Annotated in this window: 24 protein-coding genes; 15 read left to right on the top strand and 9 right to left on the bottom strand. The window is 50.0% G+C overall.

Going from position 1 to position 26,066, the window contains the following annotated elements:
* Positions 1 to 4: 4 nt before the first annotated feature.
* Positions 5 to 982, bottom strand: coding sequence for a hypothetical protein (locus BST81_RS16655; protein WP_075599620.1), 978 nt, complete (start codon positions 980 to 982; stop codon positions 5 to 7).
* Between the two features lie 27 nt (positions 983 to 1,009).
* On the opposite strand from BST81_RS16655, the gene BST81_RS16650 reads away from it, so the two are divergent.
* The 5 genes from BST81_RS16650 to BST81_RS16630 all read left to right on the top strand — a co-directional run bounded on the left by BST81_RS16650 (position 1,010) and on the right by BST81_RS16630 (position 4,668).
* Positions 1,010 to 1,816, top strand: coding sequence for a hypothetical protein (locus tag BST81_RS16650; RefSeq protein ID WP_075599619.1), 807 nt, complete (start codon positions 1,010 to 1,012; stop codon positions 1,814 to 1,816).
* A 2-nt stretch (positions 1,817 to 1,818) separates the two neighbouring features.
* A complete protein-coding gene (locus BST81_RS16645; RefSeq protein ID WP_075599618.1) occupies positions 1,819 to 2,625 on the top strand; it encodes a DUF6753 family protein in 807 nt (268 codons plus the stop codon).
* Positions 2,626 to 2,760: 135 nt separating this feature from the next.
* Entirely contained in the window at positions 2,761 to 3,648 is an 888-nt protein-coding gene (locus BST81_RS16640; protein ID WP_075599687.1) for a hypothetical protein, read from the top strand.
* A gap of 105 nt (positions 3,649 to 3,753) precedes the next feature.
* A complete protein-coding gene (locus tag BST81_RS16635) occupies positions 3,754 to 4,164 on the top strand; it encodes a hypothetical protein (RefSeq protein WP_171974780.1) in 411 nt (136 codons plus the stop codon).
* Positions 4,165 to 4,269: 105 nt separating this feature from the next.
* Complete coding sequence (locus tag BST81_RS16630) at positions 4,270 to 4,668, top strand: flagellar assembly protein H (RefSeq protein WP_143780371.1); 399 nt, start codon at positions 4,270 to 4,272, stop codon at positions 4,666 to 4,668.
* Between the two features lie 54 nt (positions 4,669 to 4,722).
* Here BST81_RS16630 and BST81_RS16625 read toward each other — a convergent pair whose 3' ends face one another.
* Together BST81_RS16625 and BST81_RS27605 are read right to left on the bottom strand one after the other, a co-directional pair.
* On the bottom strand, positions 4,723 to 7,869 hold the full coding sequence (locus tag BST81_RS16625) for a hypothetical protein (protein ID WP_075599615.1): 3,147 nt from the start codon (positions 7,867 to 7,869) through the stop codon (positions 4,723 to 4,725).
* Between the two features lie 60 nt (positions 7,870 to 7,929).
* The gene (locus tag BST81_RS27605; protein ID WP_143780370.1) at positions 7,930 to 8,151 is read right to left on the bottom strand and encodes a hypothetical protein; all 222 of its coding nucleotides are present in this window, start codon (positions 8,149 to 8,151) and stop codon (positions 7,930 to 7,932) included.
* Between the two features lie 225 nt (positions 8,152 to 8,376).
* Here BST81_RS27605 and BST81_RS16620 point away from each other — a divergent pair, with 225 nt between their 5' ends.
* From BST81_RS16620 to BST81_RS16600, 5 genes are all read left to right on the top strand, one after another.
* Complete coding sequence (locus BST81_RS16620) at positions 8,377 to 8,715, top strand: GIY-YIG nuclease family protein (RefSeq protein ID WP_075599614.1); 339 nt, start codon at positions 8,377 to 8,379, stop codon at positions 8,713 to 8,715.
* A 69-nt stretch (positions 8,716 to 8,784) separates the two neighbouring features.
* Positions 8,785 to 9,744, top strand: coding sequence for an AAA family ATPase (locus BST81_RS16615; RefSeq protein ID WP_075599613.1), 960 nt, complete (start codon positions 8,785 to 8,787; stop codon positions 9,742 to 9,744).
* Complete coding sequence (locus tag BST81_RS16610; RefSeq protein WP_075599612.1) at positions 9,737 to 11,707, top strand: hypothetical protein; 1,971 nt, start codon at positions 9,737 to 9,739, stop codon at positions 11,705 to 11,707. The genes BST81_RS16615 and BST81_RS16610 overlap by 8 nt, the downstream gene beginning before the upstream one ends.
* Positions 11,707 to 13,638: a 5'-methylthioadenosine/S-adenosylhomocysteine nucleosidase gene (locus tag BST81_RS16605; RefSeq protein WP_075599611.1), complete on the top strand. Its 1,932-nt coding sequence runs from the start codon at positions 11,707 to 11,709 to the stop codon at positions 13,636 to 13,638. Before BST81_RS16610 ends, BST81_RS16605 begins: the two co-directional genes overlap by 1 nt.
* Positions 13,631 to 17,602, top strand: a complete 3,972-nt coding sequence (locus tag BST81_RS16600) for a CHAT domain-containing tetratricopeptide repeat protein (RefSeq protein WP_075599610.1) — start codon at positions 13,631 to 13,633, stop codon at positions 17,600 to 17,602. The genes BST81_RS16605 and BST81_RS16600 overlap by 8 nt, the downstream gene beginning before the upstream one ends.
* 381 nt (positions 17,603 to 17,983) lie before the next feature.
* Here BST81_RS16600 and BST81_RS16595 read toward each other — a convergent pair whose 3' ends face one another.
* Both BST81_RS16595 and BST81_RS16590 read right to left on the bottom strand, forming a co-directional pair.
* Entirely contained in the window at positions 17,984 to 18,319 is a 336-nt protein-coding gene (locus BST81_RS16595) for a XisI protein (protein WP_075599609.1), read from the bottom strand.
* On the bottom strand, positions 18,307 to 18,717 hold the full coding sequence (locus BST81_RS16590) for a XisH family protein (RefSeq protein WP_075599608.1): 411 nt from the start codon (positions 18,715 to 18,717) through the stop codon (positions 18,307 to 18,309). Before BST81_RS16590 ends, BST81_RS16595 begins: the two co-directional genes overlap by 13 nt.
* A gap of 354 nt (positions 18,718 to 19,071) precedes the next feature.
* On the opposite strand from BST81_RS16590, the gene BST81_RS16585 reads away from it, so the two are divergent.
* A complete protein-coding gene (locus BST81_RS16585) occupies positions 19,072 to 19,323 on the top strand; it encodes a UPF0175 family protein (protein WP_075599607.1) in 252 nt (83 codons plus the stop codon).
* Positions 19,316 to 19,798: a DUF3368 domain-containing protein gene (locus tag BST81_RS16580; protein WP_075599606.1), complete on the top strand. Its 483-nt coding sequence runs from the start codon at positions 19,316 to 19,318 to the stop codon at positions 19,796 to 19,798. The genes BST81_RS16585 and BST81_RS16580 overlap by 8 nt, the downstream gene beginning before the upstream one ends.
* 38 nt (positions 19,799 to 19,836) lie before the next feature.
* On the opposite strand, the gene BST81_RS16575 is transcribed toward BST81_RS16580, so the two are convergent.
* Positions 19,837 to 20,208 carry a calcium-binding protein gene (locus BST81_RS16575; protein ID WP_075599605.1) on the bottom strand — a complete coding sequence of 124 codons (372 nt, stop codon included), beginning with the start codon at positions 20,206 to 20,208 and terminating at the stop codon, positions 19,837 to 19,839.
* Positions 20,209 to 20,324: 116 nt separating this feature from the next.
* Entirely contained in the window at positions 20,325 to 20,804 is a 480-nt protein-coding gene (locus BST81_RS16570; RefSeq protein WP_253188334.1) for a hypothetical protein, read from the bottom strand.
* 284 nt (positions 20,805 to 21,088) lie between these two features.
* On the opposite strand from BST81_RS16570, the gene BST81_RS16565 reads away from it, so the two are divergent.
* From BST81_RS16565 to BST81_RS28525, 3 genes are read left to right on the top strand one after another with little or no spacing between them, the layout of a single operon-like run.
* A complete protein-coding gene (locus BST81_RS16565) occupies positions 21,089 to 21,538 on the top strand; it encodes a hypothetical protein (RefSeq protein ID WP_075599604.1) in 450 nt (149 codons plus the stop codon).
* A 6-nt stretch (positions 21,539 to 21,544) separates the two neighbouring features.
* Positions 21,545 to 22,885 (top strand): NB-ARC domain-containing protein, encoded by a 1,341-nt coding sequence (locus BST81_RS28530; RefSeq protein WP_075599603.1) that lies wholly within the window; start codon positions 21,545 to 21,547, stop codon positions 22,883 to 22,885.
* Positions 22,872 to 24,170 (top strand): tetratricopeptide repeat protein, encoded by a 1,299-nt coding sequence (locus tag BST81_RS28525; protein WP_075599602.1) that lies wholly within the window; start codon positions 22,872 to 22,874, stop codon positions 24,168 to 24,170. The genes BST81_RS28530 and BST81_RS28525 overlap by 14 nt, the downstream gene beginning before the upstream one ends.
* On the opposite strand, the gene BST81_RS27085 is transcribed toward BST81_RS28525, so the two are convergent.
* Positions 24,085 to 25,039 (bottom strand): IS630 family transposase gene (locus tag BST81_RS27085; RefSeq protein WP_216351372.1). Its coding sequence is split into 2 segments (ribosomal slippage): positions 24,085 to 24,697 and positions 24,696 to 25,039, totalling 957 coding nucleotides; the frame shifts between segments, so codons are not numbered across the junction. The genes BST81_RS28525 and BST81_RS27085 overlap by 86 nt on opposite strands.
* A gap of 90 nt (positions 25,040 to 25,129) precedes the next feature.
* Complete coding sequence (locus BST81_RS16540) at positions 25,130 to 25,783, bottom strand: response regulator (RefSeq protein WP_075599600.1); 654 nt, start codon at positions 25,781 to 25,783, stop codon at positions 25,130 to 25,132.
* Positions 25,784 to 26,066: the final 283 nt, after the last annotated feature.

The following is a 26,066-nucleotide window of genomic DNA, read 5'->3' as shown; positions in this document are numbered from 1 at the left end:
GTGCTCAGTAGCTCCCTCGATGCTTCCGTTTTGCCATGGCCCTGGCTTCTCTCCGCGTCCAATGCTTGACTCTGGGGAGGGGGTTCGTCTGCTCCAGGGCTACAAGGGCGATCGCCTGGGGACTCCCCTGGGGTGCCCCAATTACATCGGCCACAATACGGGCAATCAGCTTGCAGCAGGCATCAGGATAGCGGATCACCTGCTCTTCGGCAAAGCGAATGACAATCCAATTGCGTTCCAGGAAGAATTCATTGCGTCGATCGTCTAATCCCAGATAATGCACCGGCTCACCTTCAGCATTGTACGGTTCATCAATTTCGATATCCAGATGCAGGCCAGAGATGGGTTCAATCAGGGCAAAATCGGGGGTGTAGGGTGTAGGGAAATTCGGGATGGTGCAAGTGAGACCAGTATGGATCATGTCCCCAAAGTGGGAGCGCAGGTGCCTCTCCAATGCTGCTTCGCTCCTGCCCCGTTTGGCATCACTATCCCTACCATCAGCAGTGACGGTCTGCTGCAGCGCTGCTCGCACCAATCTGGAACGCTGTTTAGATTTGGCCGTTTCTGATGCTTGAGCGATCAGGTTGGCAGGTTTTTTGCCCTTCTTCTTGCTCCCCTTAAATTCCTGCAGAGCGATCTGATACGCCTTCCACCTGGGTATAAAACCACGGGCCATTGTGGTGATATGGATGGCAGTCCCTGTTGCCCCTATCAGTAGAGCCAAACCCCCAACTATACTGCTATATCCAATCGTTATAAGCACGGAAACTACTGAAATTACGATCGCTTCAACAATAATCCAGGTCATTCCTTTCAGCTTGGGTTTAATTGGCTTGCCATCCTGATTCAATCGAACCAGAGGATGGTTGAGTAATGCTGCGGTTGCTTGCTCTTGTTGTTCAAAATTATCCTCAGTATTGATTCGTATTACCCTGGCTTTTTGAATCGGTTTTGGCACCAGAACCCGGGGGTAGTCACTCATATTGATTTAGATAAAGAGAGAATAACGATGGCCGAAACAGTAGTAGAGCAGCCAGCAGCAACACCAGTAGCAACCGAGAAGAAACCCCAAGCAGCTCCCTCTAAAGAACGGGCAGCAGCATCTTCCAAACGCATGGTATTTGTCACAGGGGATAAGGGTGGGGTCGGCAAGAGCTGTTTTGCTAGATTTTTGTTAGATGTGTACCGTACCCGCAACATTCCCTGCCGTGCCTTTGATTCCGATACGGCTAATCCTGACTTGTACCGTTACTATAAAAACCTTCCTCCAGGTGTTGAAAGGGTAGATTTCACCAATCGGGGACAATCGGATTTCTTGATTGATATTTTGCCCGCACAGAAGGACATGATTCTGGTGGATTTGCCTGCTCGGGCGCAGGCTGATCTGACCACCTTCATCCGAGAGGTGCGGCTGACAGAACAGGCCAAACGCTTCGGTTTTAGGGTTACCTTCTGCTCCGTGATTTCTAAGGAACGCACTTCTGTGGTGGTCCTGCAGGAGTTGGTCGAAATGTGCGGTAATTCTGTAGATTACGTGGTGGTCAAGAACCTCTGCCATGGGGAGTCAAACCAGTTCCATCGCTACAACGAATCTGAGGTCCACAAGCACATGGCCAAGCTGGGTGGGGTTGAGATCAACATGAAAGAACTGTTCTATACCAGTTGGGATGCGATCGCCGATCAGGATTTGCCCTTCCGGTTCGCGGCCAACACAGAGAAGTCACCGCTGACCATCACCCAAACGGCCCGGACTGCGACCTGGCTGGAGGAAATGGAAACGGCGATCGCTCCGGCTCACCCGTTTCTGGGCCTGTAGTGATGGCGCGAGACCTCAACTACTTTGATGAACTCCTGGCTCAGATGCCTGTAGAATACCAGGCCAAACTGGCCAATACGGCCCGCAAACTGGGTGTCCCTGAAGGTGATACGGTCTACCTGTTCCTGCTGGCCTGCCACCACATCGTTGCTCTGTGCGATGGTATTCCTGCCGAACTGCGATCGATTCAGGTCGAACATGCATCCAAACTACGACAGGCTCAGGGCGAGTATCTGAAACAGATGGGGGCTGAGCTGCAGCAACTGGAGAAGCTCAAACCTATTCTTGAATCGGCTTTTCTAACGGGTCTGGATGGCATCAAGGATACCCTGGCCATGGCAGAACGCACCGCAGTGGCAGAACAGAAGCGGACCATCTCCCAGATTGCCAGAGAGTGGGCCAGAACCCAGCAAATAGAGGCACTCAAGCATCACTGGGCGGAAGTGGCTATCCCTTTGACGCTCCTGCTGACTGTGGTAGCCACCCTGGGGATGGTGGTGGGCCTGGTCGCCCCCAGGCTGCTGCCTGCTCCCCCTCTGGCCCCCAGAGGACCAGTCCGCTTAACCCTGCAACAGGCCGAACTCCTCCAGTGGGCCACAGGCAAGGACGGCAAACGGGCCAGGGAGTTGTTGGATTGGAATCGGTCATCCCTGGACGGCAATGCCTGTTTGAAGCTGCAGGCATTGAATCGAGCAGCGGCCCAATCCACCGGCATAACGCCATCTGGAGTCGAGGCACAAGGGGGTTGCTACCTGTGGGTGGTGCCACCCACGCAACGGCAGTTTCGGCAGGCGGGACCAGCAAATTGAGTGATTCTGCTTTGCCGTCCAGCCTATACTCCGGGGCAGCCTGGAGCAAATTTCTTGGACCTGACAGCAGATCATGGTACATTTGTACGATCACCTGCCTCCTGGCCCTATGGTCCAGGCTTTGTCCAGCGGACCATGACTCGTACTGCTCACGATCGCTTCGCCAAAGACTTCCTCGAAGACCTTTTCGGCCCATCGGGCACCGTCAGGGCTAACTACAAGGTCAAAGGCGAAACCAGGGAAATCGATATCTGGTTCATGCCAGACCCAACTGCCCAGGAGGCTCTCCTCTGCCTCGGTATCATGGGTCGCATGGCTTCTGTATTCTCCATCTTTGAGCCTTTCCGTAACCCAGTCCAAATCGAGGATGTCCAGGCTTGCATCGGCAAACTCTTTGACCTCTATGCCGAGATTCGCCGCAACGCCAAACGGCAGCAGCTTCGCCGCTCCCAGATCCTCTTCCCCACTCTCTGGGTCTTAACACCCACCGCCTCTCGGGAACTGCTCCAAAACTTCGCTGCCCGCAAAACCGATACCTGGGGTCCAGGAATTTACGCCCTTTCCCAGGGATTCCACAGCGCGATCGTCGTTCTCCATCAGTTGCCCACCACCCCCGATACCCTCTGGCTCAGGCTGATGGGGCGTGATACGGTGCAAAGGCAGGCTATTAGGGAGTTACTGGCACTCGCTCCAGAGCATCCCGCTCGCCGCACTACTCTGGAACATTTAGCCCGGTTGCAAATCACCTTGCAGTCGAGGCAGAATTTAACTAAGGATGAACAGGAGATTGTCGTGAACTTATCCCCCATCTATCAACAATGGCGTGAGGAAACCCTCCAGCAAGGCCGTCAAGAAGGGATTCAGCAAGGGATTCAGCAAGGGCAGCAGATAGAGCGTCAACTCATGCTCTCCCGTACTGTTCCCATTCTGCTGCAATCCGGTCTGACCCTGGAGCAGATCGCCCAGCAGCTTCAGGTCAGCCTTGATGAGGTGACTGCCGCTGTCCCTCAAAATCAGAACTAACTGGAACTGCTCCAAAACTTCGCTGCCCGCAAAACCGATACCTGGGGTCCAGGAATTTATGCCCTTTCCCAGGGATTCCACAGCGCGATCGTCGTTCTCCATCAGTTGCCCCCCACCCCCGATACCCTCTGGCTCAGGCTGATGGGGCGTGATACGGTGCAAAGGCAGGCTATTAGGGAGTTACTGGCACTCGCTCCAGAGCATCCCGCTCGCCGCACTACTCTGGAACATTTAGCCCGGTTGCAAATCACCTTGCAGTCGAGGCAGAATTTAACTAAGGATGAACAGGAGATTGTCGTGAACTTATCCCCCATCTATCAACAATGGCGTGAGGAAACCCTCCAGCAAGGCCGTCAAGAAGGGATTCAGCAAGGGCAGCAGATAGAGCGTCAACTCATGCTCTCCCGTACTGTTCCTCTCCTGCTGCAATCCGGTCTGACCCTGGAGCAGATCGCCCAGCAGCTTCAGGTCAGCCTTGATGAGGTGACTGCCGCTGCTGCTCAAAATCAGAACTAACTGGAACTGCTCCAAAACTTCGCTGCCCGCAAAACCGATACCTGGGGTCCAGGAATTTATGCCCTTTCCCAGGGATTCCACAGCGCGATCGTCGTTCTCCATCAGTTGCCCACCACCCCCGATACCCTCTGGCTCAGGCTGATGGGGCGTGATACGGTGCAAAGGCAGGCTATTAGGGAGTTACTGGCACTTGCTCCAGAGCATCCCGCTCGCCGCACTACTCTGGAACATTTAGCCCGGTTGCAAATCACCTTGCAGTCGAGGCAGAATTTAACTAAGGATGAACAGGAGATTGTCGTGAACTTATCCCCCATCTATCAACAATGGCGTGAGGAAACCCTCCAGCAAGGCCGTCAAGAAGGGCAGCGGGAAGGCATTCAACTCATGCTCTCCCGTACTGTTCCCCTCCTGCTGCAATCTGGTCTGACCCTGGAGCAGATCGCCCAGCAGCTTCAGGTCAGCCTTGATGAGGTGACTGCCGCTGCTGCTCAAAATCAGAACTAACCAACCCAAGGTCATCCTACAGAGCCGATGACTGTCAGTGCCTCTTTATGTTTGTCAACGTTCTGCAACGTTGGCTGCAAGTTTTCTGGATTGGCTAGATTTGCTCCGGGATTTGCTTTTTCTTGCTTGTGTTTCCGCCTGCCCCTGGGCCTGTTCCTGTTGAAGTCGTCGGATCTCTTGATCCGTCAGGGGTTGGGGAATCTGGATCGAATCGTGGATAATCTGGATTCGTAGATTTGTTGGCGAAGCCTCAGCAATCACCGCCTTAAATGTCGCACCAACCGGCAGTTTTGCACCTCCTGAAGCATAGACCCCTACAGTCTTCTGACCCGATTGGATGCAGGGTTGCCCCTGGTAACGGTGGTATTTCGGGTTCGTTTTGGCCATCTCGAATCGCCCGACTCGGAAATTGGCCACCTGATCCAGAATGGGCGCAAAGTCCTTGTCTTTGAGGTCGTTATACTGCACACCCACGATCGTCATCTCATGGAACTCGTAGCTTTGCAGGAGCTGGGCCACCTCATCCGTCAGGACATTGTACGCCAGTGCCCCCTTACCAGAGGTCAGTTCGTGCGGGTTCTCTACCCAGGTGTAGTCCGGGTGGATGGCCATCCGGTTCGGTAACAGGGACCTGATTGAACCCTGGGGAAACATTTCCGCATAGGCAAACTTGGTCAGCAGTTTCCGAATCTCAGGGTTGGGTTCCTGGGCCAGAATCACTGCCTGTTTTGCCTCTAGCTGATTCCGCAGGGTTGTTAGTTCGTTACCCTCAAAATCTTGCCCATTGTCCAACCCAAATGGGCATGGCACATGCAGGATAAAGTCAATGACAGGTAGATTTGCCTGCAATCGGGCATGGTAGGCAATGCCTTTGGTTTCCAGATAGTCCCGGCAGGCCGTGGCCTGGTCCCCAGCCTCGGACGGATTACCAACAGGCACATGGAGGATGTATCTGGGATGGCGATCGACCTCACCGGGTAAGGTTACTTCATCTATTCTCAGGGAGATCGCTATCCGACTGGCCGCCTGGATACATTTGCGCCGCTCCAGGAATCGGTCATCGGGCCTGTGGCAGACATCCCAGAGGGAAATCGCCCTGTGGAGCCGTTCTTCTGGGTCTGGGAACTGCTCCTCGATCTGCTCCCGGATGGTGTCGTAGAGGCGACCAATTTCCCGGTTCAGTTCATGGCCATGGCACTTCTGACGCAGTTGGGCACTGGCCTGGTTGAACCAGCGCTTCAGGTCTTCTGCCCATTGGGTCCTGTCTTCACCCAGGTTTAAGAGGCTGGTTTTGGGCGGTGGAGCCAGGTAACGCACCGAATTTCGAGCGGGCAGTTTCAGCCTGACTGGTTCCCAGAGTGGGTTAATGGCAGCGGCCAGCACATACAATCCCCTATCTGGCGCAGTGGGCATGACCCCAGAGCGGTAGAGTTCCGGGTCTTTATAGAACTGGAAGAACGGACTGGGATGATTGTCCATCCAGGCTTTCACAGCCTCACCCAGATTCTCATATCCAGGCAGATCGGTATACTTCATCGGATTTTTCGGATGGTCTACCTCAATTTGCATTGCCTGGAATAGCTTCTCCAGCAGTTCCTGCTTTTGAACCTGGAAGCTAGCTGGATCTTCCTCTGGTGTGGGAATTGAATCCTGCACCCGACCAATCCAGGAACTCACCAGGGCCATCTCGCCCCTGTTCGTTTCTACAGCTACATGGGCCAGGGTTGGGTATTGGGCACGGCCCTGGTGATTCCGAGCAGCCAGGTACGACTGCTTGGGATATTTGATAATCGGTTGGAACCGGCCTTTGTCCTCCAGCCTCAGCGTTTCCTGGGCTATATGGGGTAGCCGCTCTGCCGGACAACAGATGAATTGGTCCCCGTCAAAATCGGACTGGAACGTACCTGTGTCTTCCGGATGAATGCCGCAGATCCCCTGCAGGTGCTCCCAACCCCCCAGGTGGACATTTTCTGCCACCCGAATGTTATCTGAGGAGACGATCGGGTAGCGGGTCAGGAGCACATCCCCTTCCGGCAGATGGGGGATGCACACACAACCGGGTTCCAGGTCTGGAATGGGTACAGCCATACCGGATGAGAACCTGAAAGCTCCTTTTGTAGCCAGACTCCTCCACTGCTCCTGCAACATTTCCTGTGCTTTGGCGACAAACATCCGACTCTGGCACAGGTGGCCCATTTCATCGGCTTCCAGTAACCTGATCCACCGGCTGTCTCTCTGGTTGTAGTCCAGCAGGTCGTCGGTACTCAGGATCAGTTCGTCTGCCTCACGAAACGCTTCAATCATGTGCCGCTTCAGTTTCAGCGGATCGCCCTGGAGGTTAGCCAGTTGCATCGCCTTCTGCCGGGTCCCTTCTACCAGATCCTTGCGGATAGCCTCCGGGCTATACCAGCACAGGAATTCCCAGTTATTGTTGTATCGGGAGGGTATGGCATTCTGCCGATTGCCCAGGGCTAACTTGGGTAGAAGGTAGTCCCCACAGGGCAGCAGCAGGTCCAGTTGCGCTTTGGCAATCCCCTTGATGCTGGATCGATCCAGCAGGAGATCGCATCCCGTAGTTTCTAGATTTGGGGATGACAGGAACACCCCCTTGGCCAGGAAGCTGGTTCCCGGTTGGGCAGCCTGGTTCCGTCTCCTCTGCCTTGCATGCCATTCCTGCAGGTAGCCCAGGCGGAACTGGAAGGGTCGATTTCCGGCATTGTCCATCAGATGGGCGATCCGGGGACTGCACCAGCCATAGCAATCATGCGTCATGGCCAGTTCCGGCTGTTGCTGGTAGTCCACAATTCGAACTCGGACCTGTTCTAACGTCTGCATCCGGACATAGCAGTTTGAGGTCAGCAGACTGCCATGGGTGCAGGCAGCCTCTGGATGGGTCTGAAAGAACTGGCTGAAGCAGGGTGCCACCTCAGGTGAGGCAAAGAACAGGGTCTCGCCTGAATTGAATACGAAAATTCGTTGTCTCCCATCTGCAAAGGTCATGTTATTGAGCAGGTCTGCTCTCTCGTTGGGGCCTGTCTCAGATTTCAGGTCCAGTTTGACGATCGCCAGACTGGATAGCAGTTTGGCGTCGAATAATTCCCCCAGGACCGTGCCGCGCAGCACGATTTCAGGTTGCGCTTCTCCTGTTTCATCGAGTACGGGAATCACCAGGTTCCCGTTGCTGTTTCGGATGGTTTTCATGCTCGTCCTACCCTGATCTTGATGTGATTAACCCGTCGCAAGCCGCCATCCAATGGCAGGCTAAAGGGAGCATTGGCTGTGGCATGATGGGTGCTCTCCGGAATAGCTGCTATAACGCAGGTGGAAGAAGTCCCATTGCTGATACCAGTGATTAAATTGCTCTTGCTCTGCCGGGGTCAAATCAGCAGGATCTACATTCCCAGGGACAGGCGTTTGAGCAGGCTGCATTAAAGAATTTGCCAGGTCAGTTGCAGGCGTAATCGTCATCGTACTTTGCATCATGGTTTAACCAAACACTCCCCTCTGGCCGCGCTAGCGGCAAAGCCCCTCACTTCACCTACCCTACTCCCAATCCCCATTGAGCCGGATCAGCCCGTTGCATACTTCGCCATGAATAGTAATCTTAAGGAGAGCACCAGACAGAAGCCCAGAATTTTCTGCATGGCAATAACCTTAATCATTCAGAAACTACCCTCCTTCCTCTGATTTCTGCATCAGGAAAGACTTATGAGCGATCCTCTCCCACCAGAGCACCATTATGTCTACATGGCACGATGCGCTAATGGTTCCCTCTACACGGGATACAGCAAGCAAGTGGAGGCACGAATAGCCGCTCACAATGCAGGCAGGGGAGGCCGCTACACCAGAGCACACCGCCCAGTAGAACTGGTGGCTTGTTGGAGCTTCAGAACGAAGAAAGAGGCATTACAAGTGGAATATCAGATCAAGCAACTACCTCGAAAACAAAAGCTGGCCTTGTTAGCGGGTAGCAACTTGCCTAAATGGCTGACTTGTAATTTGAGATCAAATCAAGCACATCTGTCTGTCAGGAATTTCTCTTGTTGAGAATTAGCGAGTATTTTATGCGAAGTTAGATCAGAATGAATATTGAAAACTCTACTTTGAGAGCAATCTGTGAGTATAGCAGTTGATATATCAATCCTGCCCTACAGCCGGATAGTAGGACAGGAACAGATTAAGCTGGCGTTAGAAATTGCTTACGTCACCCCCCAGAGGCTGGGAGGGGTTCTGATCAGTGGACAGCGAGGAACAGGCAAGTCTACGGCAGTACGGGCGTTTGCTCAGATGGTTTATGGTCAATTGCCGGTGACGCTGCCCATCAACGCCACTGAAGACCGGGTAGTAGGTGGTTGGAAGATTGATGCTCTGATGCGGAGCGAATCAACGTGGCAGCCTGGTTTGCTGGAGGAAGCCAACGATCGCCTGCTTTATGTCGATGAGGTAAATCTACTGGATGACCACATTGTTAACATCATCCTGGACGTGACCTCGACAGGGGTACTGGTAGTTCAGCGCGATGGACAGAACAAGGAGCCTCAGAAAGTTGCTTTCACCTTGGTTGGAACCATGAACCCGGAGGAAGGAGGATTGCGCCCTCAGTTGCTCGATCGCTTTGGGTTGATGGTGAGTGTGGCTGCTGAAACTAATGTGGAGAAGCGATTGGCAATTCTTCAGAACGTGCTGAAGTTTGACCAGGCGGTTTCTGCTTTGGAGCAGGCGGGTACATCGGGCTGGCTTGATCATGCGAGGCAGCAAGACCAGGAAAAATTCGAGCAATTGAAGCAGGCAAAGGAAAAATTTAACTCGGTTGAGGTTTCCCCAGAGATATTGGGACTGTGCATCAAGTTGTCTGGTGAATTTGAGGCGGAGGGAAACCGGGGGGATTATGTCTTGGCCATGGCAGCGTGGGCATGTGCTGCGCTAGAAGGGGCATCCGAGGTAAGTCGAAGTCATCTCAAGGCTGTTGCGCCTCTGGCACTTCAGCATCGTCGTCCGCAAATGGCGCAAAGTAGCCAGGAAGTTTGGAATGATCAGGATAGGGAAACTCTAGACCGATTGTTAGGCAGTGAGTAAGGCAACCGTAGACTTAAGCAATCCCCTAATCCGAGGGTTGGCTTGTGCAGCCCTCCATCCTGGTCTGCGGAGTATCCTGGTATTTGACGCGGCGATCTCCACTCTCCAAGTTGCTGCCCAAGATCTAACCTGGATGCTGAAGCAGGTGACAGGTTATCAGGTTGTGCCAGTTCAGCTAGGGGTGGTTGAGACGGAAGAAGACCTCTGGGGTGGACTGGCATTGCAACAGAGAGATGCCAAAGGTTCTTTTGAGTGGCAACAGGGACTGCTATCAGGTGGACGGGAGCAGGAGCTGAGATTGGTTGTTATTCCAGACCTGACCCGGTTGAGTTTACCTGCAGCAAGAGCCTGTGTTGCTCTGATGGGAAGTGAGGTTGCTTATCTAGAGCGGCATGGGCATCGGGATAGCTGGCAGCCGAACCTCTGCTGGTTAGCTGGCTGTTCACGGTCGGAAATTGGATTGGTGTCGCCTCATTTGCTGGATCGGTTTGCTCTCCGATTGGCTGGTCAAGCCCTGGCAACAGGCGATCGCACAGAAGCAATCCAGAAATGGCTGGAAGAAACGGATAAGCAGGACGAGGAGGAAGATGCGCTGCTACCAGAGTGGGTGGGTACATTACAGCAGGCGGGATTGTTCCATCCTGAAGTCACGCTAGAAGCCCAGAAACGAGTCCTGGATTATATTTCTCCAACAGATGGCTACAGTGTGCGGCGAGAACTGGCACTCCTGCGGTTGGCTGAGGCCAATGCTCAACTTTCCAAAGCAGATCAGGTGACAGCTCAGCAGGTAGATCAGGCAGCCAAGATGATTGGTCTGATACTGATAAAGCCACATCTGGATGTAGACCCCAAAGAACCTGAACAACCGATCCAATCAGAATTAACCCCTGATTCAAACTCCCCTATTAGGAAAACTGGAGCTGAAGACCAGGCTTTAATGGAAGAACGGGCACCTACTCCGGTTCAGGAGCCTGTCTATGCTTCTGACACAATAAAAACTTTGCCATCGCAACCGATTCAAATGGATGGGGCGATCGCCAATCCCTATCCTGAAGACACCACACCTGTTCAGCGAGAGGCGGCTTCACTGCGATTGCCGATTCGACGGTTCAAAAATGTGGTGTCAGGGCGGGGAGCGATTGTAGGAGTTGAGCTAGCAACCATACCGCAGGATTTGGCGATCGTCAGTACCCTTCTAGAAGCAGCAAAGTATCAGCAGATTCGGCAAACAGCGTTGCTGGAGCGATACGGTTCTCCAAGCAGTTTAGTTGAGTTTGGGCGTGAAGCTAATCTGGATGGGGAGCAATTCTCCTGCGAAGCCGTTACGAGATTGCTCATTCTTCAACCGACTGATTTGCGGCGATATCGTCGGGCAGTAGTGCCAGAGCAAATGTTGATGCTGGTCATGGATTACACCTGTCTGCGAGAGTGCCAGTGGCAGGCAGCACTATTGCCTTATTTACAGTGGGCGTATGTCGAACGCGCCAGTCTTTGCTTGATTCAGGTCGGTGCGGCAAGTGCTGCCCAGGAACTTCAGGCGGCGAAGATTGTCGCGCAGAACGTTCTGGTGCCCAGGATTAGCAATGGGCTGGAGGTCGGTGGAGGGCAGGCAACACCACTGGCGCATGGGCTGCATTTGGCATTGCAGACGTTGCGCCATGCTCTGCAACACGGGCGGAGCGCGGTACGGCAAGCTGTATTGGTTGTGGTTAGCAATGGGCGGGGGAATGTGCCGCTAAAGGCAAGCCAGATGAACCAGAAGCCTGTGAAGCCCGTGAATCGTCAGGGGATTGAGGATGCGTTGCAGATAGCCCAGCAGATTGCTGACTTGAAGCAAGTTGAAGCAGTGGTACTGAATCCGCAACCAAAGTACTACGCGGATCTGCCTGTGAAGTTGGCGCAGGCATTAGGGGCAAAGATTGCAGCAATTCCATCGCTCAGGAACTGGGAGGTGGATGGGTAATGTCTGGGAACCTCCGCCAGTCGATCGCACAAAGTGGCAGTATCCGACAAACGGGTGCGTTGCCTACTGCGATCGCACTGGCAGAAGATCCCAAACAACCTGCAACAGCCGTATATAAAAGGCTTGAAGCTGGGCAAGCAATCCCACCGTGCGTGGTTATTTTGACCGCACTTCCTGAAGAGTTCCTGGCTGTAGAAGAACATGTGGTAGACAGGTACGAAGTTCAGCATCCAGACGGGACAGTATATGAGTGTGGTCGCTTTAAGTTGGGCGGCTGGACGGTTGCGATTGGGGAAACGGGACAGGGCAATGTTAATGCCGCCGATGAGACGCAGCGAGCAATTGTCCACTTCAAGCCTGATGTGGTGCTTTTTGTGGGTGTGGCTGGGGGACGCAAGGATGTGATGTTGGGTGATGTCGTTGCGGCAGAGAAAGTTTATAACTATGAGTCGGGGCGAGATGAGGATATTTTCAAACCTCGACCAGAAGCAAGGCGCTCCAGCTACCCTCTGGAACAACGAGCGCGGGCAGTCGCAAGGGATTGGCTGCGGCGCAAAAAAGAACCAGGAAATGAATCGTTGCCTCGTGCGTTTGTAGGGGCGATCGCGGCTGGGGAAAGTGTAGTCGCTTCAACAGATTCAGCCACCGAAAAACTGCTTCAGCGAAATTATGGAGATGCTCTGGCAGTAGAGAAGGAGGGCTATGGCTTTCTGGAAGCGGCGCGAAGAAGCCGGGGGGTTTCGGCAATGGTAATTCGCGGAATTTCTGACCTGCTGGATGGAAAAGCTGAGGCAGATGCGAAAGGGGGGCAGGAAACGGCAGCGCGTCATGCCAGTCGCTTTGCCTTTGAATTGTTAGCAAAATTAGCAGGTGATGATTTATCCAACCCGGTAGAAACATATCAGACTACAGCGCAAGTTGCCCTTGATAGCACGTTGCCAGACGGCATGATTAGCCTGAATGTGCAGGCATTGATGGAAGATGATCAGTACTACATCCACGCCCATCATGGGAAAAGAACGTTTGCCAACCGGGGACAGTTTGACCGATCGCTCATGACCTTACATCAGCAAATCGAGAGCAATCTGGCTGCGGATAATTTGTTGAGTGCCATTGATGACTGCAATGTGGGGATCAGTAATTCAGTTGATTGCCTTGCAGGTCAACTGCTGGCGTGGCTCCATCAGCAAAATGACTCGCCGGATCGAATTCCCTGTTTGATGATTGACGATCGCACGGAGTGTGAGATTCTTTGGGAGTTGCTGGAGTCAGGGCAGAAACCTGTTGGAGTTGCATTTCAAACCGTGCGGCAGCGGCAGATGGAGGCAGAGGCAACATCGGTGAATTCTTGCTGCGGAGGTGGAGTTCTGGTCTATGCTCATGCGAAATATGAGGGATGGCAGCGGTATCAACGGCAGCAATTCACCGTGTTTCAAGAGTTTTTGAGCCAAATGCAAAAACCAGCGACGGAGTTTGGGCTGGTGTTTATTGATGGGTTTAGTGTTGAGGAGCCGTTGAAGCATAGTCCAATCGCGTACATTAAACGATCGAAGCTATTTAGGGGTGGCACCAGTATTGTATTTATCAGCGGACAGCTTGATCTGGATGCTTCAATCGGCTTGACTCATCGAATGTTGTTAACTAATTTTTTAGAGCATGGGGCAAAGGGGATTGTGGGGACGTTGTGGCGGGTCGATCGCGCAAGGGCAAAAGCAGTCGTGGAGCAATTCTCAGATGAACATCGACAACATCCTGAATGGACGGTTCCTGAAATTTTGCGACGACTCCGCGAACAGGTGTGGGGAGCGCTGGAACATGAGGTGAATGAAGAAACCTGTGCGGCTTATCTGGCAACCTTTTTGCATGTTTACTATGGCAATCCAATGACGGTGCTGCAACTGACTTCTGCGGAGGGTGAATCCAATGACTGAGTTATCCAGGGCAATCGCCGTTAAACCCATCATTACCTATCCACGAGAAGCGCAGGTTGGAAAAACTTATTTGATGACGATCGACCTGCAACCAGAAGAGAAGTTTGAATGGCAGTACGAGGAAGAAGAGTACCCAATCTATTGCAGCGTAGATAGTGAGATATTCAGCAGTAAACCTGTTGGAGAGCCTGTTGTAGTCTTGCATCGTTTTGGCGGAAGTTATGGTGAGGCAAGATTTTTACTAACATCGGCAGTTAAACCTGAAAAGGGGAGAATTAGAATCAGTCTGATTAATAGCTATGGTGTTCCATTTAAAGTACTTAATTTAGAAGACATTTTGTTACGGCAAGAAGTTTTTCAACATTCAGAGGTGATTCAGGATCTTAAAGTATCTGAAAAAATTGACATCAGAGCAGCATTTCCTGAACAATGGGCAACACTAAAAAATGATTTAGCTTCCAGAGATGGAACATCGTTTCAGCAAGTCATTCAACGAGTAGAAATGGTGCTGACAGGAGAATCCAACTCTATATTGTTGCAAGAATCTCTAAGATTTTTTATAGATCTTTTACAGGTGGTTGTAGATAGTCAGGGAGATGTAAGTCAAATCTACTCAGTTTTAGCAAGAAACCAGGAAAAATTAAATGAGGCTTTATCGCAAGTAATGTCTATTGGTGAACCTTACTGGTTTAATACAAACATAAACCAGGCAATGTTGACAGCAGATGTATTTGTTGCATTCGGAAATCTGATAGCTCAATTTCCATTGGGAAGCCGATCAATAAATTTGGAATTAGCTATAAACGCATACCAGTTAGCACTGAAGATCAAAACTCGTGAGTCATTTCCAGCAGACTGGGCAATTATACAAAACAATTTAGCAATAGCCTATAGCAATCGTATTAGAGGCGATCAGATAGAGAACATTGAGCGAGCCATCGACTGCTACCAGCAAGCCTTGACGGTGAGGATGCAGAGTGCTACGCCCGTCGAGTGGGCACAATCAATGATGAATCTAGCAACCGCTTACCGTAGCCGCATCCAAGGAAATCGGGCAGACAACATTGAACAAGCGATCGCTGCTTACCAACAAGCCCTGACAGTGATGACTCAAACTGCAATGCCAGTGGAGTGGGCAATCACCATGACAAATCTGGCAACTGCTTACCGTAGCCGCATTCAAGGAAATCAGGCAGACAACATTGAACAAGCGATTGCTGCTTACCAACAAGCTCTGGCAGTAATGACACAAACTGCAATGCCCGTGGAGTGGGCAATGATCATGACGAGTTTGGCAACCGCTTACCGTAATCGAATCCGAGGTGATCGAGCGGAAAACATTGAACAAGCGATCACTGCTTACCAACAAGCCCTGACAGTGAGAATGCAGGCTACCATGCCTGTTGAGTGGGCAGAAACTATGACGAACTTGGCAACTGCTTACCGCAATCGTATTCGAGGCGATCGAGCGGAAAACATAGAGCAAGCGATCGCTTCTTATGAATTGGCGTTGCAAGTCTACAGCCGCAATGCATTCCCAGCTAATTGGGCGATGATTCAGAATAATCTGGCAACCGCTTATCACGATCGTATTCGAGGTGATCGAGCAGAAAACATAGAGCAAGCCATTGCTGCTTACCAACAAGCCCTGACAGTGATGACTCAAACTGACATGCCTTTTGAGTGGGCAGAGATTATGACAAATTTGGCAACCGCTTACCGTAATCGCATTCGAGGAGATCGAGCGGAAAACATAGAGCAAGCCATTGCTGTTTACCAACAAGCCCTGACAGTGAGAACGCAGGTTGCTATACCTGTCGATTGGGCAGAGACTATGATGAACTTAGCAACTGCTTACCGTAAGCGTATCCGAGGTGAGCGGGCAGAGAACATTGAACAGGCGATCGCTGCTTATGAATTGGCATTGCAAATTTATACTTACAATGCATTTCCAGAACAATGGGCAGCGACGCAGAACGATTTGGCAACTGCATATCGTGACCGAATTCGAGGTGAACGGGCGGATAATCTGGAACGGGCAATCCAAGCCTGTGAATTGGCTCTAAAAGTCTATACCCGCGATGCATTCCCAGTTGATTGGGCGATGATTCAGAATAATCTGGCAACTGGATATGGTAATCGGATTCTAGGAGATCGCTCCAAAAATCTAGAACAGGCAATCTATGGGTATGGATTAGCCCTACAAGTCTACACTCATGATGCATTTCCAAAAGAATGCCAGCAAACTTCTCGCAATCTTGGTGATCTTCACTTCGAGATACAGAACTGGGATGCTGCAAGTGGAGCCTACAGAAATGCCCTAGCTGCTGCGGAGACCCTCTACCAATCTTGCATTTTGCTGGATGGTAAAGCGGCAGAACTGGCAGAACTGGCTAACCTGCTCCGCCGGACAACCTATGTGTTAGCTAGGACTGGCAACTTGTCCCAAGCTGTAGAAACTCTAGAGCAGGGGCGTGCCCGTGGACTGAGCGAAAGCTTGAATCGCTATCGGGCTGACCTCACTCAACTACGGCAACTCCACCCCGATCTTTACAGCGAATACGAAACCCTTACTACCCAACTCCGAAACCTGGAAAATCAGCAACGTGATCTCATGGCATCAGAGGCTCGTCACAACCTCACCTCTGAATCAATGAGAGAAATTGCCGTGTCTCTTCATCAACAACTCAACACGTTGCTCCAGGAAATTCGTCAAGTTCCTGGCTACAAATTCTCCTTAACCTCACCCACATTTGAAGCTGTACGTCGTGTAATAAGGGTCAACCAACCTTTGATTTATCTTGTTTCTACTTCTGTTGGTAGCCTTTCTCTCATCGTCACGGACAACAACATTGAATCTGTCTGGTTGGATACCCTCAACGAATCACAATTGAATAATTTGCTATATCAAGCTTGGTTTAGTGCTTATCCAGGGAATGCTTATCAAGATTCTTTGATGAATGAGATTCAAGTAAATCAATCTAGCTCAGGGTCTGAAGAGTTTGTGAACACCCTCTTGGAAGCGGAAACACCACACAGCCAAATTCAAACTCAGAATGATCATCAGAAGTGGTTTAGTGCCATTGACTCTGTGACTCGTCAACTTTGGGAACCTCTAATGCAACCTGTCGTTAGCCATCTCAGATCCCAAAATTACAACCAGGCTATTCTCATTTCTACAGGGGTTCTCAGCTTTTTTCCTCTCCATGCCGCTTGGACCGAAGACTTGACCACTCCTACCGGACGGTACTATGCTCTCGATGCCATCCACTTTACTTATTCTCCTAATGCGCTTTCACTTCAGTTCGCTCATGAGATTGCTGAGCGGACTCCAGCAGATTCCATTCTGGCAATTGATAACCCCAGAAACGACTTACCCAACTCCGTTCAAGAAATTCAAGCTGCTATTACCACCTTTCCCGTCAACACTATTCTCCGCCACGAATCCGCAACCTGTACGGCAGTTCTACAATCACTACCAAATCACAATGTTGTTCACTTCTCCGGCCACGGCACTGCTAACCTTAATACCCCTCTCAGTAGTGGACTAGTAATGAGCGACGGACTCCTCACACTCCGTAACATTCTTTCTATTAACCTTGCCGAACAAGGTATCCGTCTTGCAGTCCTTTCTGCATGTGAAACTGGACTCCCTGGTATTCAACTTCCAGATGAGGTTGTGAGTTTACCTGCTGGTTTGATGCAAGCAGGTGTAGCAGGTATTATTGCCTCCCTCTGGTCACCTAGCGACCTCAGCACCATGCTCCTGTTCACCAAGTTCTACGAATTGTGGCGCAACAACAACCTTCCCCCCAGACAAGCCTTTCGCCAAGCCCAAATCTGGCTGCGAGATAGCACCGAAGCCGAGATTGCTCCTCTCTCAGGGGTGCTTACCCGTAACCCGAACAACCGCCCATTCTCCCATCCTTTTTACTGGGCAGCTTTCAGCTATACAGGTGTGTAAATGCCAAAATCCAAGACTTTTGAAGAACAATATCCAACCATCCATCGATTTGTCGAAGAAATTGGCTCGATCGAAATGGGCAGCATGAGATGATTTCATCCTTTGTTCGAGCCTACGATTTTGGCAGAACCGTTTATGAGGGCAAAGACAGCTATCCCAGCCTAGAAGCAGCACTCCAGGATCTGGAGGCGGATTAAAGCATACCTGGATGAACACGGCATTTAGTGCCGAAAGTGTCCCTATATTCGGCTTGTAGATTCAGGCAAAATGTTGACGACAGTGAGGCGATCGACCCCTTCCAGAACTTGAGAACTGCGATCGCTCTTGCAAAACTGAGTACGATCGCCTGCTACCAAATTGAAGTGTGGTGAGCGATCGCTCCTATGCTACTCCAAAGCCTGTATACTCGCGGGCATAGGGTGCCTGGAAGCCTAGAACAATATCCTCCTTGGGAATGCCCATTGCTACCAACTCATGGGCAATTCGCATCTCTGTAGCATTATGCTGCACCCAGATTTTGTCCTCTTTAATATCTAGATGTAAAACGCATCCATGCACCCGACGATAACCATCCCAACCCACATCCATGACTTGATAATGATCTCGCTCAGTATCAAAAACAAGTTGCGATTCAATCTCACCATTCGCAACTGGAGTCTTCGCATATTCTGACAAAATTGTTTGGATAATTTGACGATAGTGTTCTAACTTATCCATTCCACAATCACCTCTTTTACAGGGTCATAAATGATTCGTTGAATCTGATACCGTTCGACTGAAATTTGGAGAAACTCTCGTTGAAAGAAGGCTGCATGTACCGAAACGGGAATTGCCAGATAAAGACTGCGATCGGGATCGCTCAACTCCAAAGCGAGTCTGTAATTCAAAAATTGCCCCAAGGCAGCGTGGTAATCTGTAATGGGAGAATCACTCAAAAAGGTTTTGATTTCAACAGCAATCCTCACACCCTCCCGCTCTGCGGCTAACAAGCGTTCCGCACCCAGATCGATTTCAAACTTTGCTCCACCAACTTCTACTTTCAATGGATCGTCAGTAATGATCCATCCCTCCTTCTCTAGAGCAATTTTAACCGCTTCATGAAAGAGATCCCGCATTGCTGCCGTTCCCCGTGTAGCCTTCCCTTCTATTTTACGTCCTGGTATTCCGCGCTCCGACAGCAATTGCTCCTTCAGCCCCCTGAAAACTGAGATCATCTGGTAAAAGCTTGAAACCCCATGATTGATTGTCCAATACAGTTGAAAACTGGAGGACTGCGGTCGCTCCTACAAAACTGAGTGCGATCGCCTGCTACCAAATTGAAGTGAGGTGAGCGATTGCCTACTACCAAATTGAAGTGAGGTGAGCGATCGACTGCTACCAGATTGAAGTGCGACGAGCGATCGCAAAGGCTGCGGCTAGAAAACGCTATCCTGGAACTAGTAAAAGGCAGTCCTCAATGAGTCCCTTCCATGCACACAGTCACCCTGACCATTCCTGACGAAGCTCTTCAGGCTCTCCAAACCACTCCCGATGGATTGAGTCAGGAAATGCTGATGGTTGTCGCTGTTAAGCTCTATGAACTGGGTCGATTATCCTCTGGCGCTGCGGCAAACCTGGCAGGCATTCCGCGAACCGTTTTTTTGAGCAAGTTGGGTGACTATGGCGTGGATACCTTTCGTCTGACCGAAGCTGAACTGGCTAAGGATCTTTCAAATGCCTGAGGTCATCACCGATACCTCACCGATGCAATATCTCTATCAAATTGCTCAACTGGATTTACTCCCCACTCTGTATGGGCAGGTCAGAATGCCCCAGGCAGTAGCAGATGAATTAGCTCAAGGGCTTGCTCAAGGCATATCATTGCCCGCTCCAGCCTCCCTGTCCTGGATTACACTGTGCCAGGTGCCGTCCTCCGTCCTGATTCCAGAGCTTCCAAATCTCGGCGCAGGTGAACGCGAGGCTCTCAGTCTAGCGACTACCATTCCTGATTCCCTGGTGATCCTGGATGACGCGCTGGCAAGAAGCTATGCCCAACAACTGAACATTTCGGTGACAGGAACGTTGGGAGTCCTGCTGAAAGGCAAGCAGTCAGGGTACATAGAGGCGATCGCCCCACTCCTCGACCAACTGAATGCCCTGAATTTTCGTCTGGCTCCAGCGACCCGTGCGGCAGTACTAAAATTGGCAAACGAATAAGCGTGAGATAGGACAGACACAGAACCGGATAGCAAATTCTACCCAAACTCATAGCCCTGATTCACCCAATAGTGCCAGTCGGCGATCGCCTGCTGAGTCTCCTCATCTGCCTCGATCGCCTCAATCTGAATCAATGGCACTGCCAGAGTATCACCCTCCCACTCAATCTCCACAAACATCTCCTGCTCGCACTCATCCTCCGGTGCCATGCCCACCACCTCCACAGTTGCGCCTTCTTTCAAAGGAGAGATACGCCGCTTGCTGACACAAACTGCCGCGAAGGGAAACTGCATCGTGTCCTGCAAGTAGTAGTACCAGCCCATTGCCTGCTCTTCCGGTCCATAGGCATCCACCACAATTTCCATTGTGATACGCTCTTCACGCTCCTCATCCCGGCTTACTTTTGCCATAACAGCACCCCTATGCACTACAAAGTGCTACATCTGGATTACCATTAACGTCCTTTCCCCAGGTCGGCATAAATGTAAGTCTCAACTCCCAACATAATGAGCAGCAAAAGCTCCACTCAGGAGAGAATCGTTACCCCGATCGGGGGTTTGGGAACTAGAAACCAGAACGCCCCCAGAGCAATCAACCCTGAAACAACGAACGTAATTTCATCCACGAGCAACTGCTGAATCTTGCGACGCTTACGGTGTTTGTCGTCCCGGTGGGCAATTTCCCACCCGAAGAGAGTTTCTAAGTCGTCGTAGCCTGTATGTTGCTTTACCCTGTCAACCAGCTTGAAGCGAATGTACTTGCCGATCGCCGAAATCTTCTCGTCGTTGACCACGTAGGTCCAACCCAGAATCAGGCAAACCCAGGGCACCACCAGTAAGGCATAGTAGTTGCTTGCATTAGAAACCGCAAACGAGATGATCGTGGCAAACAAACCCAGCGTCACGTAAAGCAGGTTGTCCCGGAAGCCAATACGTTGAGCCTGCTCAGACTTCAACTTGTCATATTCCTTAAAGAAAATTTCAAGAATTTGATTCTTGTCGCTCATGACACCCCCAGTTCCTCAAACGCTGCCTCTATTGTGGCTGATGGGGAGCCATCTCTCAGCAAACCAAAAAATTCTCTAAACTATGGGCAATTTGAGTTGGACTGGTCAAAATAGTGGATATCTAGGCTACTTGAAGGATTAGCATATGCCTTTTGCTGTGATACTAGCTGCTCCGACTATCTATCTCATGGCTCTTCATGAGGAGGCTTACTGACAGGGAACCTTTAAACTCCCTTCCTAAGAAGGCTATAACAGCAAAAGAAACGCTTTATAGAGAAATATCTATGACAGACCCAGTGACAACCTTAACTGCCAGCGCGATCGCCACCCTCGCCTTCCAGGAATTTATTAAGTCTGGAGCAGGCGAACTAGCGAAGAAGTTTACAGGGGAAGCGATCGCCAAAATGAAAGACCTGCGCGACTTGATCTGGAACAAACTACGCGGCAACCCTGATGCCGAGAGCGCGTTAACCAACATAGTCGAGCAGAACTCTGAAGAAGACATTGCTGATGTCACTACCTACCTCAAAGCGGCAATGAAAAATGACCCTCAATTTGCTGCCCAAGTGCAGGCGATCGCCCAAGAAATCCACGCCGGAAAGCTACAAGATAACAGCAGCATGACTCAAAACAATTACGACAACGCCAGAGGGTGGCAAACCAAAGTCGAGGGTGGCACAGCCTATATTGGCGAAATTCATCAACACAATACTCCTAATCCTCCACAACAGTGACGATCTATGGCTGATGAACTGGTTCAGAAACTTAAACAATTGATCGAAGAAGATTTACAAACCGCCCCTGAAGAGGCCTCGATCGAACAATTGGTTGAACATTTACAACAAGACAAGCGGTTTGGACAAGTTATCCAAAGCAACTCTGGTAATGCCATTGGATTTCAAGCCTTGGTCGAAGATGGCGGTGTTGTCAATATGGGCATTCACCTCCACGGCTTAGATGAGGAAAAGCTAACAAAGGCTCTCCAATTATTTCTGAAGTCACTTCAACCCAAAGAAATCCCTAACAACGTCCCCCGCAGTGGCGTTGCCAAGTTCATTGGACGCGAACCAGAGTTGGAACGGCTTCACACCCAGTTGCAACAAGGCAACCTAGTTTCCATCTCCGCAGTTGAGGGCATGGGGGGTGTGGGCAAAACTGAACTAGCAATCCAGTACACTCAGCGATATGCCGATATTTACACAGGTGGCATCGCCTGGTTGTTTGCTAGGGAATTCAATCTGGGCACCCAAGTGGTGGGGTTTGCCCAGTCTCAACTGAACCTGAAGATTCCCGAAGGGCTGGAACTTCCGGATCAGGTTGCCTTTTGCTGGCGCAACTGGGGAGAAGGCGAAGTGCTGCTGGTCTTAGATGATGTGATTAACTATAGCCGCGATGTAGAACCCTACCTGCCACCTCCTGCCTCTAATCGCTTCAAGGTGGTAATGACCACCCGACTCACCTTTGGTCCCCCGATCCAATCCCTCTCCCTAGATGTGTTGTCTCCAGAACAATCTCTGGAACTGTTGACTGTGCTAGTTGGGGAAGCACGGGTACAGCCTGAGCTGGAAATTGCCCAATCTCTTTGTGCTTGGTTGGAACATCTGCCCCTAGGGATTGAGTTGGTCGGTCGCTATTTGCTCAAACGCACAGATTTATCGCTGGCGACGTTGCTATTTCGGTTGCAAGAGAAAGCTAAGAAACGACAGGCAATCAAGCATGATGCCTTAAAACGGGATGAGGCGACGGCAACATCAACGGCACGACGAGGAGCAGAGGCAGCGTTTGAGTTGAGTTGGGAAGAGTTAGATGCACCCAGCCAGCATTTAGGTAAGTTGTTGAGTCTGTTTGCTCCAGCTCCCATTCCTTGGTATCTAGCGGAAACGGTGGAGCAAAAGTACTGTGAGAATTCCGAGGGAACTCAGGAGTTTGATATAGAAGTCTTTGAGAACGCTAGGTTCAAACTCTTAGAACTCCATTTGCTGCAACTATCACAACAAGAAGAGCAAATTTATCGCCTACATTCACTAATAAGAGAGTTTTTTAGGAGCAAATTGAAGGAGGAAGTTGATGTCGCAACTTAATACTCAGCACAACCTTGAAGTAGAACGGCTTAAACGAGCTTTTGCATCAGCAATGGCAGCGATAGCAAAGCAAATTCCCGAGATTCTCACTCTTGAAATCATAACAGCCAATTCTCCTGCTATTCCTCATATTGAAGAGGTGGCTTTGGAATTAACAAGCTGGCTGGAAAATGAGGATTTAACCGTACCTTTTACTGGTCTAGGCAGATTCTACATAGGACAAGGAGCTTACAGTCGAACAGTGCTCTGGTACGAGACATGCTTAGCGATGGCTCAAGAACGATTGGGTAGAGAACATCTAGATGTGGCTAGTAGTCTAGCAAATCTGGCTTACCTTAATAGGTTTTTAGCTCGCTATGGCGAGGCCGAAACTTTGTTTTTGCAAGCATTGGAGATTTACAAACACTTGCTAGGTGAAGAGCATTTAGACGTAGCTACAACTTTAAACAACTTAGCTGGAATTTATGAAGATCAAGGGCGCTATAGTGAAGCAGAAATTGCAGGAAAGAAAGCATTGGAGCTTAGAAAGAAGTTTCTTGGTGAAGAGCATTTAGATGTAGCTACCAGTATGAACGATCTTGCCTATCTCTATAGATGTCAAGGACGATATAGTGAGGCTGAGCCTCTATTTCTGAAAGCATTAGAGATTTATAGACAGATTAAAGATAGAGATGATCTTTGGACTCTTGTCATCTTGAGTAATCTAGCTAATCTCTATTCATTTCAGGAACGCTATAGTGAGGCTGAACCTTTACTTTTAGAGACATTAGAGCTTAGGAAAAGCTGGCTAGGTGAAGAACATCCTTATGTAGCCACCAATTTAAATGATGTAGCACATCTCTATTTTCTTCAGAAACGCTACAGTGAGGCTGAAGCAATGTACGTAAGAGCTTTAAATCTTTACAGATACCTGCTAGGTGAAGAACATCCTTTTTTTGCAGTAAGTCTATATAATTTAGCCAAAACTTACCTTGCCCAAGGGCAATACGACCAAGTAGAGGAAATGCATAACAAAGCTTTAGAGATAGGGAAACGTTCGTTAGGTGGTGATGACCGATTTATAGCTGCGGTTCTTAGTAGCTTAGCATCCTTCTTGCAATCTCAGTGTCGTTACGATCAGGCAGAATCATTATTAGTGCAAGCTCTAGAAATACAGGAGAAGCTATTTGGAGTAGATCATCCTTGGACTACAGCGTTTTTTATGCTGGTGAGGCACAGTAACAGCAATGAGAGAACCAGTTCCTTAAGTCGCTCGATGACACCTGGGAGAAAGCTTCATCAATAGCTTTGGCAAGTTCTGGATAACTGCGTGCCTTAATCGAACGCAGAATGCTCTTAATCTTTGAAAAGCAATTCTCGATAGGCGAAAAGTCTGGTGAGTAAGGGGGTAGGAAAATTAGCTTGGCTCCTGCATCCTCAATCAAATTTCTAACGTCTTCACCCAGATGAATAGAGCAGTTATCCAGGATGACACAGGCACCTTTCCATAACTTAGGCACAAGTTTCTGGGAAATAAAGGCTTCAAAGGTCAGTCCATCAGTTGACCCCATGAGATTGCAGTAAGTCACGACCTCCCGCAGACTAATCGCCCCTAGAATCGAGACTCGTTTCCCTCGCTGGCTTGGACGCTTGCCATGTGCTCGTCTGCCTTTCGGTGCACGCGCCCAGAGTCGGGTCAAGGCTAAGTCCACTCCTGATTCATCAATGAAGATTAGATTTTGAGCTAGAAATCCTCGAACCAGTTGCCAAAATTCGACTCGTTTAGTTTGCACTCGCTCAGTTTCCTTTTCGTCGGGATGCAGAGTTTTTTTTAAGCGTTAAGTTCAGCTTCTCTAGCATTCGAAACATTGTCGAAACGCCAACTCGGACACCGACCCTCTGTTCTAACAAGTTACATAACTCTGCCAACGTCGCGTCGTTATTCGATTCAACAATCGTCTCTAAAATCTCCAGTTGCTCAACACTTAGTTTGGTCGGTGTTTGCACAGTTCGTTGTTTGGGGACAATCTCACCTGTTTCCCGATGTTGTTTGATTAACTTTCGCACGAAACTATAAGCAACTCGAAATTGTATAGCGATTTGACGTTGCGACGTATTCCCTTCAAGATATGCATCAACAATTTTCTGTCTAAGATCTAGTGAGTATGGTTGCACTTGATTGAGCATGAAGTAAACATACAAATCATTCTATCAAATACGCCTCACTAGGCTGGAAATTGCTGTAGAATTCTTTCCCATGTCTGTTCAGCTTTGCAGCAAGTTGTTAACCAAAATCCGTAAGCTCTCACTACTGCGGTTGATCACCTCCAGGCTCTGACGCTGCTCCTCGGAGAGGGACGGATCGCAACTCAGGGACTGGCTGGATTCCAAAATTGCGCTCAAGGGACTGTTGAATTTATCACGAAGCTGCCCCAGGAGCTCTTCTATCGACTGGGGCAAGGATGAACTGGGATGTTTCACATCCTGCAATAAAACCTGCTGTTCAGTGACCTGTTTCTGCAGTTGACGAATGATGAGTTGATTTTTGATCCGAGCCACTACCTCTTCCACCTGAAAGGGCTTGGTGATATAGTCTGCTCCCCCGATCGTAAATGCCCGCATCTTATCCAGAGGCTCATCCAGGGCACTGATAAAGATAATTGGAATCTCAGAAGTTTGAGGGTTTTGCTTCAGTCGCTGACAGACCTCATACCCATCCATCTCTGGCATCCGAATATCCAACAGAATCAAATCAGGATTAGCGGTCTGAGCCCCCATTAAAGCCATAGAGCCACTTTTGGCAGCCCGGACTTCATAACCCTGCTCCGTCAATGTACTGGATAAAACCCGCAGATTATCGGCTGAGTCATCCACAATCAGAATTCTGGCATTGGATAAATGGGCGGGCTGATGGGTCATAGTCTCTGAGCCTTTTTCTGCAACAATGATCTTTGTAGCGGTTCGCTTGTGTATAGAGTACAGACCACTTCTTTAAACCAATGATTCTGATTTGAGTTTAAGGGTTGGGGCGCTATCATCACTCAGGTGGATGACCTGCTTAAAATTGTGCTTTCCAGCCCACATGAAGTGATATTTATCACCAACCTCCCATACTATTTTACGGGCATCTCTGAATCAGGAAACGGAATTATACATTTCATCAGGGAACTAGTTTTACAGACGAACTATTACTCTTGATAAA

The organism is Leptolyngbya sp. 'hensonii', assembly GCF_001939115.1.
In the GTDB taxonomy this organism is placed as follows: Bacteria; Cyanobacteriota; Cyanobacteriia.
The sequence above is the reverse complement of the archived record's forward strand: the minus strand, read 5'-3'. Positions and strand labels throughout refer to the sequence as shown.

What these genes read in the sequence shown, in the direction of transcription:
- BST81_RS16655 (WP_075599620.1), bottom strand. Translation starts at nt 982, where the DNA reads ATGAGTGACTACCCCCGGGTTCTGGTGCCAAAACCGATTCAAAAAGCC.
- BST81_RS16650 (WP_075599619.1), top strand. Translation starts at nt 1,010, where the DNA reads ATGGCCGAAACAGTAGTAGAGCAGCCAGCAGCAACACCAGTAGCAACC.
- BST81_RS16645 (WP_075599618.1), top strand. Translation starts at nt 1,819, where the DNA reads ATGGCGCGAGACCTCAACTACTTTGATGAACTCCTGGCTCAGATGCCT.
- BST81_RS16640 (WP_075599687.1), top strand. Translation starts at nt 2,761, where the DNA reads ATGACTCGTACTGCTCACGATCGCTTCGCCAAAGACTTCCTCGAAGAC.
- BST81_RS16625 (WP_075599615.1), bottom strand. Translation starts at nt 7,869, where the DNA reads ATGAAAACCATCCGAAACAGCAACGGGAACCTGGTGATTCCCGTACTC.
- BST81_RS27605 (WP_143780370.1), bottom strand. Translation starts at nt 8,151, where the DNA reads ATGATGCAAAGTACGATGACGATTACGCCTGCAACTGACCTGGCAAAT.
- BST81_RS16620 (WP_075599614.1), top strand. Translation starts at nt 8,377, where the DNA reads ATGAGCGATCCTCTCCCACCAGAGCACCATTATGTCTACATGGCACGA.
- BST81_RS16605 (WP_075599611.1), top strand. Translation starts at nt 11,707, where the DNA reads ATGTCTGGGAACCTCCGCCAGTCGATCGCACAAAGTGGCAGTATCCGA.
- BST81_RS16600 (WP_075599610.1), top strand. Translation starts at nt 13,631, where the DNA reads ATGACTGAGTTATCCAGGGCAATCGCCGTTAAACCCATCATTACCTAT.
- BST81_RS16595 (WP_075599609.1), bottom strand. Translation starts at nt 18,319, where the DNA reads ATGGATAAGTTAGAACACTATCGTCAAATTATCCAAACAATTTTGTCA.
- BST81_RS16590 (WP_075599608.1), bottom strand. Translation starts at nt 18,717, where the DNA reads ATGCGGGATCTCTTTCATGAAGCGGTTAAAATTGCTCTAGAGAAGGAG.
- BST81_RS16585 (WP_075599607.1), top strand. Translation starts at nt 19,072, where the DNA reads ATGCACACAGTCACCCTGACCATTCCTGACGAAGCTCTTCAGGCTCTC.
- BST81_RS16580 (WP_075599606.1), top strand. Translation starts at nt 19,316, where the DNA reads ATGCCTGAGGTCATCACCGATACCTCACCGATGCAATATCTCTATCAA.
- BST81_RS16575 (WP_075599605.1), bottom strand. Translation starts at nt 20,208, where the DNA reads ATGGCAAAAGTAAGCCGGGATGAGGAGCGTGAAGAGCGTATCACAATG.
- BST81_RS16570 (WP_253188334.1), bottom strand. Translation starts at nt 20,804, where the DNA reads ATGAGCGACAAGAATCAAATTCTTGAAATTTTCTTTAAGGAATATGAC.
- BST81_RS16565 (WP_075599604.1), top strand. Translation starts at nt 21,089, where the DNA reads ATGACAGACCCAGTGACAACCTTAACTGCCAGCGCGATCGCCACCCTC.
- BST81_RS28530 (WP_075599603.1), top strand. Translation starts at nt 21,545, where the DNA reads ATGGCTGATGAACTGGTTCAGAAACTTAAACAATTGATCGAAGAAGAT.
- BST81_RS28525 (WP_075599602.1), top strand. Translation starts at nt 22,872, where the DNA reads ATGTCGCAACTTAATACTCAGCACAACCTTGAAGTAGAACGGCTTAAA.
- BST81_RS16540 (WP_075599600.1), bottom strand. Translation starts at nt 25,783, where the DNA reads ATGACCCATCAGCCCGCCCATTTATCCAATGCCAGAATTCTGATTGTG.